This is a genomic window from Staphylococcus sp. SA22, from assembly GCF_054165785.1.
The window spans coordinates 19020-37113 of record NZ_JBSZQY010000001.1 but is presented as its reverse complement, the minus strand read 5'-3'; the positions used below and the strand labels follow the sequence as shown (position 1 = coordinate 37113).

19 protein-coding genes are annotated in these 18094 nt (G+C 32.9%); 1 reads left to right on the top strand and 18 read right to left on the bottom strand.

Going from position 1 to position 18094, the window contains the following annotated elements:
• Positions 1-46 precede the first annotated feature (46 nt).
• The 4 genes from rpoD to ACXQH5_RS00180 all read right to left on the bottom strand — a co-directional run bounded on the left by rpoD (position 47) and on the right by ACXQH5_RS00180 (position 4689).
• Positions 47-1153 carry an RNA polymerase sigma factor RpoD gene (gene rpoD / locus ACXQH5_RS00195; RefSeq protein ID WP_001283055.1) on the bottom strand — a complete coding sequence of 369 codons (1107 nt, stop codon included), beginning with the start codon at positions 1151-1153 and terminating at the stop codon, positions 47-49.
• Between the two features lie 223 nt (positions 1154-1376).
• Entirely contained in the window at positions 1377-3176 is a 1800-nt protein-coding gene (gene dnaG, locus ACXQH5_RS00190) for a DNA primase (RefSeq protein WP_001217251.1), read from the bottom strand.
• A 60-nt stretch (positions 3177-3236) separates the two neighbouring features.
• Positions 3237-4055 (bottom strand): pyruvate, water dikinase regulatory protein, encoded by an 819-nt coding sequence (locus tag ACXQH5_RS00185; RefSeq protein WP_000411298.1) that lies wholly within the window; start codon positions 4053-4055, stop codon positions 3237-3239.
• A gap of 10 nt (positions 4056-4065) precedes the next feature.
• Positions 4066-4689, bottom strand: a complete 624-nt coding sequence (locus ACXQH5_RS00180) for a helix-turn-helix transcriptional regulator (RefSeq protein ID WP_001794939.1) — start codon at positions 4687-4689, stop codon at positions 4066-4068.
• Positions 4690-5023: 334 nt separating this feature from the next.
• Here ACXQH5_RS00180 and ACXQH5_RS00175 point away from each other — a divergent pair, with 334 nt between their 5' ends.
• Positions 5024-6415 carry a glycine--tRNA ligase gene (locus tag ACXQH5_RS00175; protein WP_001030080.1) on the top strand — a complete coding sequence of 464 codons (1392 nt, stop codon included), beginning with the start codon at positions 5024-5026 and terminating at the stop codon, positions 6413-6415.
• 150 nt (positions 6416-6565) lie between these two features.
• Here ACXQH5_RS00175 and recO read toward each other — a convergent pair whose 3' ends face one another.
• The 14 genes from recO to dnaJ form a co-directional block, all read right to left on the bottom strand.
• Positions 6566-7312, bottom strand: a complete 747-nt coding sequence (gene recO / locus ACXQH5_RS00170) for a DNA repair protein RecO (protein WP_001557361.1) — start codon at positions 7310-7312, stop codon at positions 6566-6568.
• 27 nt (positions 7313-7339) lie between these two features.
• Positions 7340-8239, bottom strand: coding sequence for a GTPase Era (gene era, locus ACXQH5_RS00165; RefSeq protein ID WP_000134765.1), 900 nt, complete (start codon positions 8237-8239; stop codon positions 7340-7342).
• The gene (cdd, locus tag ACXQH5_RS00160) at positions 8240-8644 is read right to left on the bottom strand and encodes a cytidine deaminase (protein WP_000121871.1); all 405 of its coding nucleotides are present in this window, start codon (positions 8642-8644) and stop codon (positions 8240-8242) included.
• 10 nt (positions 8645-8654) lie between these two features.
• Positions 8655-8999 carry a diacylglycerol kinase family protein gene (locus ACXQH5_RS00155; RefSeq protein ID WP_000819531.1) on the bottom strand — a complete coding sequence of 115 codons (345 nt, stop codon included), beginning with the start codon at positions 8997-8999 and terminating at the stop codon, positions 8655-8657.
• 2 nt (positions 9000-9001) lie between these two features.
• A complete protein-coding gene (ybeY, locus tag ACXQH5_RS00150) occupies positions 9002-9469 on the bottom strand; it encodes an rRNA maturation RNase YbeY (protein ID WP_000494132.1) in 468 nt (155 codons plus the stop codon).
• Entirely contained in the window at positions 9470-10417 is a 948-nt protein-coding gene (locus ACXQH5_RS00145; RefSeq protein ID WP_001117767.1) for a PhoH family protein, read from the bottom strand.
• Between the two features lie 303 nt (positions 10418-10720).
• Positions 10721-11419: an SPOR domain-containing protein gene (locus tag ACXQH5_RS00140; protein ID WP_000110606.1), complete on the bottom strand. Its 699-nt coding sequence runs from the start codon at positions 11417-11419 to the stop codon at positions 10721-10723.
• 16 nt (positions 11420-11435) lie between these two features.
• The gene (floA, locus tag ACXQH5_RS00135) at positions 11436-12425 is read right to left on the bottom strand and encodes a flotillin-like protein FloA (protein WP_000492114.1); all 990 of its coding nucleotides are present in this window, start codon (positions 12423-12425) and stop codon (positions 11436-11438) included.
• 17 nt (positions 12426-12442) lie between these two features.
• On the bottom strand, positions 12443-13126 hold the full coding sequence (locus tag ACXQH5_RS00130) for an NfeD family protein (RefSeq protein WP_001802667.1): 684 nt from the start codon (positions 13124-13126) through the stop codon (positions 12443-12445).
• A gap of 243 nt (positions 13127-13369) precedes the next feature.
• On the bottom strand, positions 13370-13546 hold the full coding sequence (gene rpsU / locus ACXQH5_RS00125; RefSeq protein ID WP_000048060.1) for a 30S ribosomal protein S21: 177 nt from the start codon (positions 13544-13546) through the stop codon (positions 13370-13372).
• 292 nt (positions 13547-13838) lie between these two features.
• Positions 13839-15185 (bottom strand): tRNA (N(6)-L-threonylcarbamoyladenosine(37)-C(2))-methylthiotransferase MtaB, encoded by a 1347-nt coding sequence (gene mtaB, locus ACXQH5_RS00120; protein WP_000108667.1) that lies wholly within the window; start codon positions 15183-15185, stop codon positions 13839-13841.
• Between the two features lie 6 nt (positions 15186-15191).
• Complete coding sequence (locus tag ACXQH5_RS00115) at positions 15192-15944, bottom strand: 16S rRNA (uracil(1498)-N(3))-methyltransferase (RefSeq protein WP_001190118.1); 753 nt, start codon at positions 15942-15944, stop codon at positions 15192-15194.
• A gap of 1 nt (position 15945) precedes the next feature.
• Positions 15946-16884, bottom strand: coding sequence for a 50S ribosomal protein L11 methyltransferase (prmA, locus tag ACXQH5_RS00110; protein ID WP_001104614.1), 939 nt, complete (start codon positions 16882-16884; stop codon positions 15946-15948).
• A gap of 3 nt (positions 16885-16887) precedes the next feature.
• Positions 16888-18027, bottom strand: coding sequence for a molecular chaperone DnaJ (gene dnaJ, locus ACXQH5_RS00105; protein ID WP_001119021.1), 1140 nt, complete (start codon positions 18025-18027; stop codon positions 16888-16890).
• Positions 18028-18094: the final 67 nt, after the last annotated feature.

Here is an 18094-nt window from a genome sequence, read left to right as displayed (position 1 = left end):
AAGCGCTTATTCATGTCTTGGTATCAATCATTAAAATTGATATAAATTAATCCATAAAGTCTTTCAAACGTTTACTACGACTTGGATGTCTTAATTTTCTAAGTGCTTTTGCTTCGATTTGTCGAATACGTTCACGTGTAACACCGAAAACTTTACCAACTTCTTCAAGTGTTCTTGTTCTGCCATCATCAAGACCAAATCTTAATCGTAATACATTTTCTTCTCTATCAGTTAATGTATCAAGCACATCTTCTAATTGCTCTTTTAATAATTCATAAGCCGCATGATCTGAAGGACTTTGTGCTTCCTGATCCTCAATAAAGTCTCCTAAATGACTATCATCTTCTTCACCAATTGGCGTTTCTAATGAAACAGGTTCTTGCGCAATTTTTAAAATTTCACGAACTTTTTCTGCTGGTAAATCCATTTCTTCACCAATTTCTTCTGGTGCTGGATCTCGACCTAAGTCCTGTAATAATTGACGTTGAACTCGAATTAATTTATTAATTGTTTCTACCATATGCACAGGGATACGAATCGTACGTGCTTGGTCAGCAATTGCACGAGTGATTGCTTGTCTAATCCACCATGTTGCATATGTTGAAAACTTAAATCCTTTGTTAAAGTCAAATTTTTCAACAGCTTTAATAAGACCCATATTACCTTCTTGGATTAAATCAAGGAATAACATACCACGACCTACGTATCTTTTAGCAATACTTACAACTAAACGTAAGTTCGCTTCTGCAAGTCTTGATTTTGCTACTTCATCACCTTGTTCAATACGTTTGGCTAATTCGATTTCTTCTTGTGCACTTAATAAGTTAACACGCCCAATTTCTTTAAGGTACATACGAACTGGGTCATTTATTTTAACACCTGGAGGGGCACTAAGATCACTTGGATTCAGTTTCTCGTCAGTATCTGAACTATCTTTTTCATTAACTAGTGAAATATCATTATCATTTAATTGATCAAAGAAATCATCCATTTGATCAGAGTCGATATCGAAATTCTGAAGTTTTTCAGCAATTTCTTCATGACTTAAATGACCCTCTTTTTTACCTTTTTCAATTAATTGCTTCTTAACATCTTCTAATGTTAATGTCGGATCAATTGTTTGTTTTTTAATTTTAACTGTGTTATCAGACATGAAACGGCCTCCCGATTTTAAATATGAACATTCGAAATTTATTCAATATTGCTATTTTAAACTAAATTCTTAATTAATTCATCCATATTTTTAATTTTATTTTACAAATAGGAACTAATCCCAATATTTATTTTTCAACAGTGTTGTTTAAATGCGGTAACTATCATTTACCCTTATACATTTTGACATAATCATTATTCGTATTATTCTTTAAAATCACATGCTACATGCGTTCTTTATTCTTAGCAACAATTTGCTGTAAATAGTATTTCTGTAATTCTACATCGCCAATCCTTGTAGCTTCCCTTAATTTATGATTCAATGACTCAATTGTTTCTTGTCCGTTTTCATTAATAATATTGACATAATCATCAATTTCATTTTCATATGGTTCGTCATTCAAACTATATTGTTCTAAGCTAATTAGTGTTTCTCTCAACTCATTTGAATTAACATACTGTACAGCATCACTGATATTATATTGATCATTTTCCGCATAAAAATCATGTAAGACTTCGAATACATATTTAAAATGCTGATTTGTGAAGTTATCCTTATCAACACTTTCATAATAATTTAAAAATGTATCTTTATCTCTCATTAAATGTTTTAAAAATGATCGCTCCGCTTTTTCTTGACGGCTCAAATTGTCAAATTGTGCCATACCAATTGGCTCAGGTTCAATGTAACCGCCATACTCATCTTCTGGATAATAACTGGCTGGTGCTTGATTGAATTGTATTTCGTTAGCTAACTGCTCAGGACTAACATTGAAAAATGGCGCAACATCATTTATAGCCTTTTGTTGTAGAATTGATGACTTCATAAGTGAAATGTCATGACTCAGTTCTTTCAAATAACGTTCATATGAAAGGTCATTATGTGCAATTTCATCTTTTAATATACTCACTTTATAATGTGCAAATGACTTTTTGTCATTTTTTACAAAAGCAGTAAATGCGTCGTTGCCATACTTACCAATGTATTCATCAGGATCCATGCCAGATGGCAATTGTATAACAAATACATTTAGCCCTTGCTGTAACAAATGTTGACCTGTTTTAAGTGTTGCTTCACTACCCGCAAAATCCCCATCAAACATTAATGTTATATTTGATGTTAACTTTCGTATAAAGGTAATATGTTCATCTGACAACTGTGTACCCATTGTTGCAACAACGTTTTTCAAGCCAGCAGTATCAGATTTTATAACATCCATAAAACCTTCTAGTAATACAATTTCATCTAATTTTCTAATTGATTTACGTGCTTTATCTAAGTTATATAACAACTTTCTTTTTTGAAAGATAGGTGTTTCAGGACTATTTAGGTATTTTGGTTCTTGACCGGTATATGTTCGACCTGAATATCCAACAATTCTTCCTTGCGCATTTTTCAAAGGAAACATTATACGATTTCGAAATCTATCGTAATAACTGAAGTTTTCTTCGTTACGTGATAATAATCCGGCTTCATATGCTAATTCAATATCGTAACCCTTTTTTTGAAGAAAATCATGACAAAAATGTGAGCTATCGGGTGCAAAGCCAATGCCTCGCTCTTTAATAAGCGCATCTGTAAAACCACGTTCTTGTAAGTATGTTAATGCTTGTTCGCCTTCGACTGTCTTTGTTAAAGCGTAATAATAAAATTCTTGTATTAACTCATGCATTTCAATCATTTGTAAATCATCAGAAGCAATTTGAACATTTGAGTTAGATTGTGTTGCCTCAATATCTACAGCAACATTAACTCTATCACCTAATTCTTTAACCGCTTCAACAAATGATATGTCTTTAATTTCTTGAGTAAATTGAAAAACATTGCCACCTTTTTTACAACCAAAACAATGACAAATTTGTTTATCTTCAGAAACTGTAAATGAAGGTGTCTTTTCATCATGAAAAGGACACAAACCTATATAATTGCGTCCTCTCTTTTCTAATTTTACATATTCACTTACCAAGTCTAAAATGTCGGTTTTATCTTTTATTTCATTAATGATCGATTGATCTATTCGCAAATTAAATCACCTATTAAGCATTAGTTATACTATTATACCTAATTTTTGACAAAAATGAAATCATTTCGATTTATTTTGTTCAATATAATGGATTATATCGTTTGCTGTTTCTTCGATTGCTTTTTGAGAAACATCAATGACAGGACATCCAATTTCACTTACGATTTCTTCAAAGTAATTCAATTCTTCTTGGATTCGAGCTTCTGTTGCATAACGAGCTGTGTCACCTAGTCCTAATTGTTTTAGTCGCTCTTTTCTAATGCGATTTAATTTTTCTTCACTTATTTTAAGTGCGATACATTTCTTTGGATCAATATCATATAAGCCATCTGGCGGTGTCACTTCTGGTACAATCGGTACATTCATAACTTTGTAACTCTTATGCGCTAAATACTGAGATAATGGTGTCTTTGAAGTTCTCGAAATACCAAGTAAAACAATATCAGCTTTAGGTAATCCTTTAGGATCTTTACCATCATCATATTTAACTGCAAACTCTATCGCATCAATTTTCTTGAAATATGCATCATCTAATCTATGAACGATACCTGGCTCATTATAAGGTTTTTCTTCAACCGATGCTGATAATAAATCCATTAATGGCCCCATAATATCGACGGACTTCAATTGGAATTCTGCTACTTTCTCACTCATATATTGCTTCATTTCAGGTTTAATAAGTGTATAAACAATGATAGCATTTGTATCTTTAGCAACTTGAATCACTTCATCAACATCTTCAAAAGATTCAATATACGGATATCTTAATAATTCATTTTTACATTGCTTAGGATTAAATTGTGAAATACCTGCCCTAGCAACTAACTCTGCCGTTTCACCTATAGAATCTGAGGCTACGATAATTTTAATTTTTTCCATTACTTCTCACCTATTCTTTATATAATGCTACTAATAACTTAGCTATTGTTGTTTTGGAAATTCTTCCAATTACTTCATACTTTTGATTATCTTTTTTTCTTACAATTGGAATCGAATCAATTTCTTTTTCAATCATTCTATCTGCTGCGTATATGACTAATTCGCTTTCCTCTAAATAAGTGACATTAGGCATACGTGTCATATTTACACTGATAGGTACTGTATGAATATCTGCTCCAATCATTGAAGCTCTTAATAAATCTTTTCTTGAACACACACCAACAAAATCGTTATCTTCATTAATAATAAATAATGTACTTACATCTTCTAAAAAAATTGTACAAATAGCGTCATAAACTGTTGTATTCTCTCTTAGCACAACAGGTTGAGACATATAGTCCTTAACCTCAAATTGTCGAAGTTTTTCATTAAAAAATTTACCTTTTGATTTACCTGAATAATAATATCCAACTCGGGGACGCGCTTCTAAAAAACCTGACATTGTTAATATCGCTAAATCTGGTCTGAGCGTTGCTCTTGTTAAATTCAACTTATCTGCTATTTGTTCACCAGTAATGGGTCCTTGAGTTTTAACAATTTCGATGATTCGTTCTTGTCTTTGACTGAGTTCTATAGGTCTTCACCCCTTTTTTATTCACTTATTATTATACCGATATTTCTTTCATGTCACAAACACATTAATTTTACTTGCCTTTAAATAATCTATCAATTAGAATAAACGTACAGCGAGTTAAGGATAGTGTAAGCTTAACAATAAGATTGGCGCAACGAATCATTTTAAAATAAAAGCGAGTGACTACACTAATTTGGGTGGAACCGCGGGTTAAATACGTAACTTATTTTGTATTATATACAATTTAAAATATTAACTCGTCCCATGGAAGTAAAGCATATTTACTATGCTGTTATTTTCCATGGGGCGTTTTCATGTATGAGGAGAGGTAATTATGGCAAAAGATATGGATACAATTGTTTCATTAGCAAAACACAGAGGTTTTGTGTTCCCTGGTAGTGATATTTACGGTGGTTTATCAAACACATGGGATTATGGTCCTTTAGGTGTTGAATTAAAGAATAATGTTAAAAAAGCTTGGTGGCAAAAATTCATTACACAATCACCGTTTAACGTTGGTATCGATGCTGCAATCTTAATGAATCCAAAAGTATGGGAAGCTTCAGGACACTTAAACAACTTCAACGACCCAATGATTGATAATAAAGATAGTAAAATTCGATATCGCGCTGATAAATTAATTGAAGATTATATGCAAGATGTTAAAGGTGATGAAAACTTCATTGCCGATGGTTTAAGTTTTGAACAAATGAAAAAAATTATTGACGATGAAGGTATTGTTTGTCCTGTAAGTAAAACTGCTAACTGGACTGAAATTCGCCAATTCAATTTAATGTTTAAAACATTCCAAGGTGTAACTGAAGATTCTACAAATGAAATTTTCTTACGTCCTGAAACAGCACAAGGTATTTTTGTAAACTATAAAAACGTGCAACGTTCAATGCGTAAAAAATTACCGTTTGGTATCGGTCAAATTGGTAAATCATTCCGTAATGAAATCACTCCAGGTAACTTCATTTTCAGAACAAGAGAATTTGAACAAATGGAACTTGAATTCTTCTGTAAACCTGGTGAAGAAATTGAATGGCAAAATTATTGGAAAACTTTTGCAAGTGACTGGTTAACAAGCTTAAATATGAGCAGTGAAAATATGCGTTTACGTGATCATGATGAAGATGAATTATCTCATTACTCAAATGCAACAACTGATATTGAATATAAATTCCCATTTGGTTGGGGTGAGTTATGGGGTATCGCAAGTCGTACAGACTTCGACTTACGTAAACATGCTGAACACTCTGGTGAAGATTTCAGATACCATGATCCAGAAACGAACGAAAAATATATTCCATATTGTATCGAGCCATCACTTGGTGCAGATCGTGTAACATTAGCTTTCTTATGTGATGCATATGATGAAGAAGGCGTTGAAGGTAGCAAAGATGCACGTACAGTTTTACACTTCCATCCTGCATTAGCACCATATAAAGCAGCGATCTTACCTTTAAGTAAGAAATTATCTGGCGAAGCGATTAAGATTTTTGAGCAATTAAGTTCTAAATTCTCAATCGATTTCGATGAATCACAATCTATCGGTAAAAGATACCGTCGTCAAGATGAAATCGGTACACCTTATTGTGTAACATTCGACTTTGATTCATTAGAAGATAATCAAGTTACAGTACGTGACAGAGATTCAATGGAACAAGTTCGTATGCCAATCTCAGAGTTAGAAGCTTTCTTAACTGAAAAAACAAAATTCTAATTAAAAAGACTCTCCACCATATGTGGTGGCTATATAATTTATAAAAAGAGATACTGGTTAGTAAAATTGCCAGTATCTCTTTTCTATTCGAAAAAGGTATTCAAATAAACACATCTATGTGGCTACTTGAATACCTTTTATTATTTTATGTTATTGTTCCAATCTTTTTAATTGGTTGATTAGTTTCTGACTTTTAAAAAACATACCTGCATATTCACGATATAACATTAAAATGATATCTGACATTTCATCAATAATTTCTTGATGGATATTCAATGAATTCATTTTATCTATTGGTAATTTTTGTAATACATCTAATAAATATAGTGTTTTGTTCGATAATATAACTGCATGTACATCTTTAGAAGCCTCTTGCCTTGAAATCGCACCGTCAAACTTAAAACTATAACCTATTAAATCAGCTTGTGTGTCATTACCACTCACAGCACAGCGATTAAATGATGCGGTAAAACCAAATCGTTTCATACACTTTAACATAACAACGACTGACATTAACTGTGCAGATGTACCTGATTCTATTTTTTCAAGAACAAATTGTAATAATTGATAGTTATATGGTGCAATGTCACCTTCATCCATTGAGCGCTCAATAGTTTCAGCTGCCAGAGACGCATAACTGCTTACGTAAAGGTCCATTTGTAATTTATAATGTTGACTAATAACATCTACAGAATTTAACGTTCCCATACCTCGCCACTGATTGTAAATAAACAAACCATAAACAAACAATTGCGTTTGCGCTTGTAAACCCGTCTTAACTTTTTTAGCACGCCTTGCCATAAGTGGTACTTTTGCACCATGCTCATTTAAAATCGTGATAATTTTATCAGATTCACCATAATCAACTGCTTTGATGATAATCCCTTTTTGGCGCATTAACAATTATCTTCACCACTTTTAAGATTAATCTTGGTCTTCAACATAACCAATTTGGCGAATAAAGTTAACTTTGTTTCGCCAGTCTCTTTGAACTTTGACCCATAATTCTAAGTAAACTTTAGAGCCTAGAAGCATTTCTATATCACGTCTCGCACGTTTTCCTACTTCTTTTAACTTTTTACCGCCTTTTCCAATGACAATTCCTTTTTGCGAATCTCTTTCAACATATATAGTTGCTTCGATATGAACACGATCTTCGCTTTCTTTAACCATACGGTCCACATTAACACCAATCGCATGAGGGATTTCTTCACTTGTAAGATGAAGGATTTTTTCACGAATGATTTCACCCACTACAAATTGTTCAGGATGGTCTGAAATTTGATCATCTGGATAATATTTAGGTCCTTCGGGTAAATACGTCTTTAATACATCAATAAAATGATCTACATTTAGCCCTTCTAATGCTGAAATAGGTACAATCTCTGTAAAGTCCATATAACTTTGATATTCTTCAATCTTTGGCATTAATTCATCTGGATGCACTAAATCTATTTTATTTAATACTAAAAATACTGGTGTCTTAACATTTTTCAACATTTCTATAATATATTCATCGCCTCGTCCAATTTCCTCATTGGCATTAACCATAAACATGATTGCATCTATCTCAGATAATGTATTTTTAGCGACTTTCATCATATAGTCACCTAATTTGTGTTTAGGTTTATGAATACCTGGCGTATCAATGAATATAATTTGCGCATCATCTCTTGTCATTACACCTTGAATTTTATTTCTAGTTGTTTGAGCTTTATCGGACATGATTGCTATTTTATGGCCAATCACTCTATTAACAAATGTTGACTTCCCTACGTTTGGTCTACCTATAATTGAAACAAATCCTGATTTATGTTCTGTCATTTATTCTAAATCCTTTCCTGAAAATCCAAATGGTAGTAACTCTGCGACTGTCATCATAACCATATCTCCTTTATGATTTGTCATATACACAGGCATATCATCATCACATAATTCCTTCAAAACTTGACGACATGCACCACAAGGTGATGACGGTTTATCTGCATCTACGGTTACAGTTATTGATTCAAAATCACCTGGTCTGTATCCTTGAGAAATTGCCGATACCAAACTAGCTCGTTCAGCACATATCGATAATGGATAAGAAGCATTTTCTACATTGGTACCATAAAAAGTTCTACCGTCTTTCGTTTTTAAATAAGCCCCTACTTTAAAATGACTGTATGGCGAATATGATTCTTGTTGTGCTTTTCTAACTTCTTGAAAATAATGAGGTTGATAACTCATATATGCCTCCCTAAAATAACGCTATAAAATGTGGTAAAAATACTATTAAACCTATAATAAATGCTAATATTGAAACTATAAGTACACTAAAAGCCGCTATATCTTTAGCGTATTTAGCTAAATCATGATATTCAGCGGTCACTAAATCTACAACATATTCAATAGCAGTGTTTAAAGCTTCAACAGTGAGAACTAATGCAATAGCAATGAGTATAAATATCCACTCAATCCGATTAATATTTAGTACGAGACCAAAGACAATAGCAACAATCATTGCAAACACATGTAAAAGAAATTTATAGTCTTTTTGAATTAAGATTTTCAGCCCATCAAGTGCATATTTAAACCTTTTCATAATTAGTCTCGTGTTAATCCATATGCGTTTAATATTGTATCTTGTCGACCAAACATTTCCTTTTCATCCGTTTCAGTCATATGATCATAACCTAATAGATGCAAAAATCCATGTAATGCTAAAAATCCTAATTCTCGTTCAAAAGAATGTCCATAATTGTTTGCTTGTTCTTGCGCTACATCCGTACAGATAATTATATCCCCTAAAACACGTGGTATATCAAGATCACTATAATCAATATCTGGCTCATCTTCTTCTAAAGCAAATGAGATTACATCTGTAACTTTATCTTTATCTCTATATGTTCGATTAATTTCTTGTATTTCTTGTTTATCTACAAATGTAACAGAAAGCTCAGCATCGTCTTCTATATGCTCTTCTTTTTTAGCAAATTCTAATAAATCTTCAATTTGTTTATACCAAGCATCTTTAACTAAGCCTGTGTGATCGCTAAAATCTATCGTAAACATTTAATTCTCTCCTTCATAATGTTCAATGATCTTACTTACCAATGGATGTCTTACTACATCGCTCTGATCTAATTTCAATATACTTATACCTTTAACGTTGTGTAACCTACTGACCGCTTCCTTAAGTCCACTTTTAACACCTTTAGGTAAATCGATTTGAGTTTGGTCACCAGTAACTACCATTTTTGAGCCAAATCCTAGTCTTGTTAAAAACATTTTCATTTGCGCATGTGTCGTATTCTGCGCCTCATCAAGAATTACAAATGCATCTTCTAATGTTCGTCCGCGCATATATGCAAGTGGCGCTATTTCGATAATGCCTCTTTCAATAAATCGCTCTGTTTGTTCACGCCCAAGAACAGTATATAGACCATCATATAAAGGTCTTAAATATGGATCCACCTTTTCTTTCAAATCTCCTGGTAAAAATCCAAGTGACTCTCCTGCTTCAACAGCAGGTCTTGTTAATACAATACGTTTAACAGCACCTTTACGGAGTTGCTTTGCTGCATAAACTACAGCTAAGAATGTCTTACCTGTACCAGCAGGACCTATACCAAATACTAAATCATTATTTTTCATGGCATTAACATATATACGTTGCCCCATCGTTTTCGCACGAATCGTCTTACCAAATGCATCCTTAGTTATCTCTTCATCATATAAATCTAACAGATGTTGAATTGTGTTATTATGTGCCATTTTAATAGCTGCTTCAACATCTTTAATTGTAATATTATTACCTAAATCAATAACCTTCAGCAAATTGATTAATACTGATTCCGCTTTTTCTACGTTTTCTATTTTTGTACCTTTAACGGCAACTTCTTGTCCTCTTGCATGGATGACAACATCGAAACTCTCTTCAATTGCTTTTAAATGTTCATCATTATTTCCAATTAAAGCTTGAGATTGGTTCATATCGTCTATTTGTATAATTCCAGGCATACACGCGCTCCTTTTCATATATCATTTATATTCATTCTATGATGCTTTAATATCTACTTAATTATATCATGCAATTGATTGATTTAAACATCTTTGCATTGACTTACTCATTTTTCTTTAATTTAAAATAATCATTTATACTTTTCACCTTGTCATAAAAGCAGATTCAATTTTAGACTAATCAATATTTTGTTGTAATTTAAATAACTAATATTTCTCGAAAGATTCTCTTTGTTTTTCAATTTTTCTTAACGTAAAAAAACAAGCAACTACCATTACGATAGTGCTTGTTTTCAAAAAAATTTATAATTGTTTTGGTTTAGCTAAAATTTCTGACCATATCATACCATTGATTACTTCATCTTTATCAAATTGGAACGCTGATTTAGTCAAATCTTTTTCGACATTTTGAGAATTAAGCAACTGCTTTAATTTCAAACGTTTTGTACGTTCAGATAAGTATTTATCCTCAATAATATCTCTAGCACGTTTTTCCATTTTAGCAATTTGCTTTTCTTTTTCTCTATCAATGTCAGTACGAATCGTTTTAATATCATCTCTAAGTGATTTTTCTAATTGACGTCTAATTTCGTCAGAATTATCTTGTCTAGAAGGTCTATGTTTCTGTTCCACCGGTTCTACTTTAGGCACTGTAATTGGTTTCTCTGTCATCGGTTTTGTCTCTTGTTGTTTTTTAGGTGCCATAGGTTCTACAACAGGTTTCGATTTAGGCTCTTCCTTTGGAAGTTCATCGAATAAAGGTGGTAACGTATCATCATATTTTCGTTTCGATGATTTCTTTTCTTCTTCATTTAATTCTTCACTTATTTCTTTAAACGTTCGCTCAATTTCTTCAAAAAAGCCACCTTTTTTTGGTTCATTATCGGTAGAAGTTTTTTGAGGTGGCTTTTGATTTTGTCTATCTTTATGACTATTTTCGCGCATAGTAGTAATGATAGAAATGATCACTGATATGACAAAAATTAGAATACCGACACTCATTTAATCACCTCTCGACTTAATGTTCAGGTGACTCATCATCACTTTGATCAGTTCGTTTATTAATTGCATTTCTCATGCCTGTATCAGCTTCGATATTTTTCAAATTATAATAATCTTTAACGCTGATATTACCTGAACGTAATGCTTCAGCCATAGCTAATGGTACTTCAGATTCGGCTTCAACTACTTTAGCATGCATTTCTTGTACACGCGCTTTCATTTCTTGCTCAGTTGCTACAGCCATAGCTCTACGTTCTTCAGCTTTTGCTTGTGCAATATTTTTGTCTGCTAATGCTTGTTCAGTTTGTAAGTCTGCACCAATATTTTTACTAATATCAACGTCAGCAATATCAATTGATAAAATTTCAAATGCAGTACCTGAATCTAAACCTTTGCTTAATACTGTTTTAGAAATATTATCTGGGTTTTCAAGTACTTCTGTATGATGCTTACTAGAACCAATTGTTGAAACGATACCTTCACCAACACGTGCAATGATTGTTTCTTCACCAGCACCACCAACAAGTCGAGCAATATTAGCTCTAACTGTGATACGAGCTTTGGCTTTCACTTCAATACCGTTCATTGCTACACCTGCGATAAATGGTGTTTCAATGACTTTAGGATTAACAGACATTTGAACCGCTTCTAACACGTCACGTCCTGCAAGGTCAATTGCAGCAGCACGTTCGAAAGGAAGATCAATGTCAGCACGTTGTGCAGCAATATTAGCGTCAACAACTCTGTCCACATTTCCTCCTGCTAGATAATGCGATTCTAATTGGTTTGTTGTTAATGCAAGTCCTGCTTTATGCGCTTTAATTAATGGCGCTATAACTTTTCTTGGAGATACACGACGTAAACGCATACCAACCAATGTACCTATACCAACATGAACGCCAGCTGCTAACGCTGAAATCCATAAACCAATCGGTACAAATGAGAATAAAATAAGTAATGCAACTACTATAATAACTGCTATTACGATAAAACTTAAACTAAACATGGTATCGCTCCTTTTAATTAATCTACTTCCCTCACAACTACTCTTGTTCCTTCAACTTCAAGGATTTTTACCGTTTTATTGCGTAAAATAAAGTTGCCATCTGAAACAGCATCAATACGTTCATTTTCACAAAAAATAATCCCTGCTGGTCGAAGATCTGTAACTGTTTGAGCAGTCTTTCCTACGAGGTGCGAGCGGTTATCATGAGAATTGTAACCTGACTCAGAATTAGTTGAATCTTTTAAGATAACTTTATCCAAAAACGGAATCTTTCTGTTGAAAATCTTCACTAATATCACCCATTCTACAATCGTTAAAATCAAGGCAACGATAACATTCGCAAGCATAAATAGCAAATTATCACCGAGCGTTGTTATGCTTATAGTTATCAGTATCATGCCAATAATACCAATTACTGCACCAACTACAAATAATTCAATTACAACTAATATAACGCCAATTGAGAATATTAAGATAGAATGCATATTGACATTTCCTTGGATTAGAAATCCCAAAAATAAAATAAGTAATGATAATGTGGCGATAATACCAGCTGCATTGATTTTTTTAGAGTAAAGTTGATATACAAATCCTAAGAATGTCAAACAGGTTAATATTAACGTAAAAATAGGTTGAACAATTATATTACTAACTTGTTCAACCCAAGTATCTCCAGCCGTTGATTCCAAGATAGTTGTCATTTGTAAAAAATTATTATAACTCACAATTTCACCTCGCCCTCACATTAATTATACATGAAATTGAATATACTTTATAGTTATAAGAACCTATAGAATATCAATTTGATTATTTATAAACTATATAACTTTTTTTAATTAAAAATTGACAACAAAAAAACATCACATATTAGTGTCAGACACTAACTTGTGATGTTTGTTTTATATAATTAATATTCGTGTTGAGGGAGTCAACAGAGGTATTAATTATTTGAATTTACGTTTACGTGCAGCTTCTGATTTCTTTTTACGTTTTACGCTTGGTTTTTCGTAAAATTCACGTTTACGTACTTCTTGGATTGTTCCACTTTTAGAAACTGAACGTTTAAATCTACGTAACGCATCTTCAAGTGATTCATTTTTACGTACTACTGTTTTAGACATCTGTATTTCCCTCCCTCCAAATATCAACGGAACTTTATAGTCAATTGCACAGTAAAACTATGCATTTATAAGTATAATATATCTGTAATTTATGGTCAATTAGTAAATTGTTTTTTATTTGAAACATATTTCACATCAAAATCACAAAGACTTTTAGATTTTGTTCTAAAAATCTCTTAATAATTTATTTAATGAGAAGAGTTGCTTATATAGTAAATTGTGAAGCCGTTAAAACAACGTTACAAAACCTATATCTTTAATACGGAACCTTATGGTATGAATCAAGGAATACTTAAACTAAAACTTCTCTATCAGATTTATTTGTTGCGAAATCAACAACTTTAATTGCTTGCCCTTCATTTAATGGATAATTTGCTTGCGTAATTTTAACTTTTACAATTTGACCTATGAGTGATTCGTCACCTTCAAATTGTACTTTCATATAATTATCTGCATATCCAACTAATGTACCTTCTGTGTCACCCTGTTCCTCAGGAATTACTTCAAGCACATCTTGATCAAATTTAGACGCATATAACTTTCCGAGTTGATTGCTTAGCGTAATTAACTTATGCACGCGTTCATTTTTAATTTCTTCATCAATTTGGTCATCCATTCTTGCAGCTGGCGTGCCAATTCTAGGAGAATAAGGGAAAACATGCAGTTCAGAGAACTTATGCTTTACGATAAAATCATATGTTTCTTGGAACTCAGCTTCAGTTTCACCTGGGAAACCAACAATTACATCACTCGTAACTGCCAAGTCTGGTAAAGCTTTATGCAATTTTGTTAATCGTTCTGAAAATCTATCCATTGTATACTTACGTCTCATACGTTTTAATACTGTATCTGAACCAGATTGTAATGGAATATGCAAATGACGCACAACTTTTGTTGAACGTTCTAAAACATCAATTACTTCATCTGTAAGTTGACTTGCTTCAATTGAAGAAATTCGAATTCGTTCTAATCCATTAATCGTTTCAAGATCACGTAATAATTGGGCCAAGTTATAATCTTTTAAATCTTGACCATATCCACCTGTATGAATTCCCGTCAATACAATTTCCTTATATCCTGAATTCACTAGTTGCGTCGCTTGTTCAACTACTTTTTCCGGATCTCTTGAACGCATTAAACCACGAGCCCATGGAATAATACAGAATGTGCAGAAGTTGTTACAACCTTCTTGAATTTTTAATGACGCACGTGTTCTATCTGTAAAATAAGGGACATCTAATTCTTCATATTTACGATTTTTCATGATATTTCCAACACCATTAATTGGTTGGCGTTCTTTACGGAATTCGTCAATGTAACCTAATAGTTTATGTCTATCTTGTGTACCAACTACTACATCGACACCAGGAATTTCCATAATTTCAGCTGATGAAGTTTGCGCATAACAACCTGTTACACAGATTACAGCATCAGGATTTTGTCTTATTGCACGTCTAATTATTTGACGACTTTTTTTATCACCCGTATTCGTTACTGTACAAGTATTAATAACAAATACATCAGCATTCGCTTCAAAGTCAACGCGCTCATAGTTTGCTTCTTTAAATAATTGCCAGATTGCTTCAGTTTCATAATGGTTTACTTTACAACCTAATGTGTGAAACGCAACTGTTGACATAAATATTCACCCCATTAATTCTTTTTCATAACTTATTGCACTTAACGCATACAATGGCGCAGTTTCTGCCCGTAAAATTCTCGGTCCAAGACCAACAACTGTACTAGTATTACTAAATAATGAAATTTCATTTTCTGACAAACCACCCTCAGGACCAAAAATCATCAACACTTTATCCTGAGCCTTGAATTGTTGTAAAGTTTGCTTGAAATTGCTTAACTCACCATCTTTTGCTTCCTCTTCATATGCAATAAGAATATAGTCATAATTATCAATAGTATCACAAATTAATTTTAAATTCGACTCGAATTGAATAGATGGAATCACTAAACGATAGCTTTGTTCAGCAGCTTCTTTAATTATTTTTTGCCAACGCTCTATCTTTTTGGCAACTTTTGCCTCGTTTAATTTAACAATTGAACGTTCCATGCTAACAGCTATAAATGATGAAGCACCCAATTCAGTAGCTTTTTGTAGCAACCACTCATATTTGTCAGCTTTAATTAGTCCACTGCAAATCGTAACATCAACTGGCAATTCTGTATTAATATTTTGTTTTTCTTTTAAATCAACTGCAATTTTATCACTTGTTATATCAGCAATTTCACATAAATAAACTGTTTGATCATTAAAAGTTAAAATAATTTTACTACCAACATCATATCTCATTACATTTGTTATATGATGAATATCTTCTTTTTTTGTAATAAAAAAACGCTGACTTACATCAGCGTTTTGGTCTATGAAATAACGTTGCACATTATTCACTCACTTTCTGGCCAACAAGACAAACCCAACCGTTGTCATGTTGTTCTGAAATAATTTTAAAACCTACACGCTCCATATGTGACTGTATACCTTCATACTTCTCTTTTATAATACCAGAAGTAATAAAATAACCGCCTTCATTTAGAGTATTATAAGCATCTTCAATCATTTCATCAATAATATGCGCTAAAATATTTGCTATTACAATATCAAATTTTTCTGTTTCGTCTTTCAATAAGTTACCTGGAACAGCTTCAATTAACGTTTCACAATGATTTCTTCTGAAGTTTTCTTTAGCTACACTCACTGCCATTTCATCAATATCCAACGCTTTAATACGTTTTACACCGATTAGATGACTTGCAATACTTAATATACCTGAGCCAGTACCAACATCAATCACTGAATGCTGTGGCAATACATATGTTTCTATTGCCTTCAAACACATACTTGTAGTCGGATGATCGCCTGTTCCAAAAGCCATACCTGGGTCGAGCTCAATGCAAAGCTCTTCATCCGCTTCTTTAGCATATGTTTCCCAACTAGGGACTATTGTGAACTTCTTCGACGCTCGGAATGGATGGAAATAGTTTTTCCATTCATTTTCCCAATCCGTTTCTGCAATGATTTGCTCACTGAATTGAACGTTATGTTGATCAAGTTCATCTAAATTTAATAACTCATCTTTAATTCGCTGTCGCAACTTATCATCATAAGTCATCTCATTAAAATAGGCTTTCAATCTTACTCCCTTATCTGGATAATCCTCTTTTTTCAAAGCGTAAATTTCACCGTATTTATCTTCTGGTTGATTAATTAAATCATCTGAATCTTCTATCACGACACCATTTGATCCATGATTTTCAAGTATATTGGTAGCCAATTCTACTGCTTCATGATTAATAATAATTGAAAGCTCTGTCCAGTTCATACTTTATTCTCCCTTAAAGAATCTTTTTGCTCTATCTTTAAAATTCGAAGGTTGTTCATTAATTTCTTCACCATTTAATTGGGCAAATTCTTTCATTAGTTCTTTTTGTCTATCTGTTAATTTAGTAGGTGTTACTACTTTAATATCAACATATAAATCTCCGTATCCATAGCCATGAACATTTTTTATACCCTTTTCTTTTAAGCGGAATTGCTTACCTGTTTGTGTACCAGCAGGGATTGTTAACATAACTTCATTATTTAATGTTGGTATTTTTATTTCATCGCCTAAAGCTGCTTGTGGGAAGCTAACATTTAATTTGTAATAAATATCATCACCATCACGTTTAAATGTTTCAGATGGTTTAACTCTAAATACTACGTATAAATCACCAGCAGGTCCTCCATTCACACCTGGAGAGCCTTCGCCAGCTAATCTAATTTGTTGTTCATTGTCGACACCTTCAGGTACTTTCACTTCTAATTTAACTGTTTTATTTTCAGTACCTTTTCCGTGACATGTTGGACAAGCTTCTTCAAATTCTTGACCACTTCCATTACATTTAGGACAAACTTGTTCAGTACGAACTCTACCTAAAATTGTATTTTGTTCTACAGCTACATGACCAGCGCCATTACAGTAACTACAAGTCTTTTTACTTGTTCCAGGCTTTGCACCATCACCATGACATGTTTCGCATGTTACATCTTTACGGATTGAAATTTCTTTTGTTGTACCAAATACCGCTTCTTCAAATGTCAATGTCATTGTATACTGAAGATCATCACCTTTTTGCGGTGCATTTGGATCTCTTTGTCTGCCGCCACCGAAGAAAGAGCTAAAGATATCTTCAAAACCGCCGCCACCGAAGCCACTAAAACCGCCAAAGTCAGAGCCATTGAATCCTTGTCCACCAAAACCTTGTGGCCCGTCATGTCCAAATTGATCATAGCTTGCGCGTTTATTATCATCACTTAAAACTTCATAGGCTTCAGAAATTTCTTTAAACTTTTCATCTGCACCTTCTTCTTTGTTAATATCTGGATGATATTTTTTCGAAAGCTTTCGATACGCTTTTTTGATTTCATCTTTTGAAGCATCTTTACTAATGCCTAAAACTTCATAATAGTCTCTTTTGGCCACAGCTATCTCTCCTTTTCTTAATTAACTCATATAGTTTAACGTAATATGTCATACTATCCAAATAAAA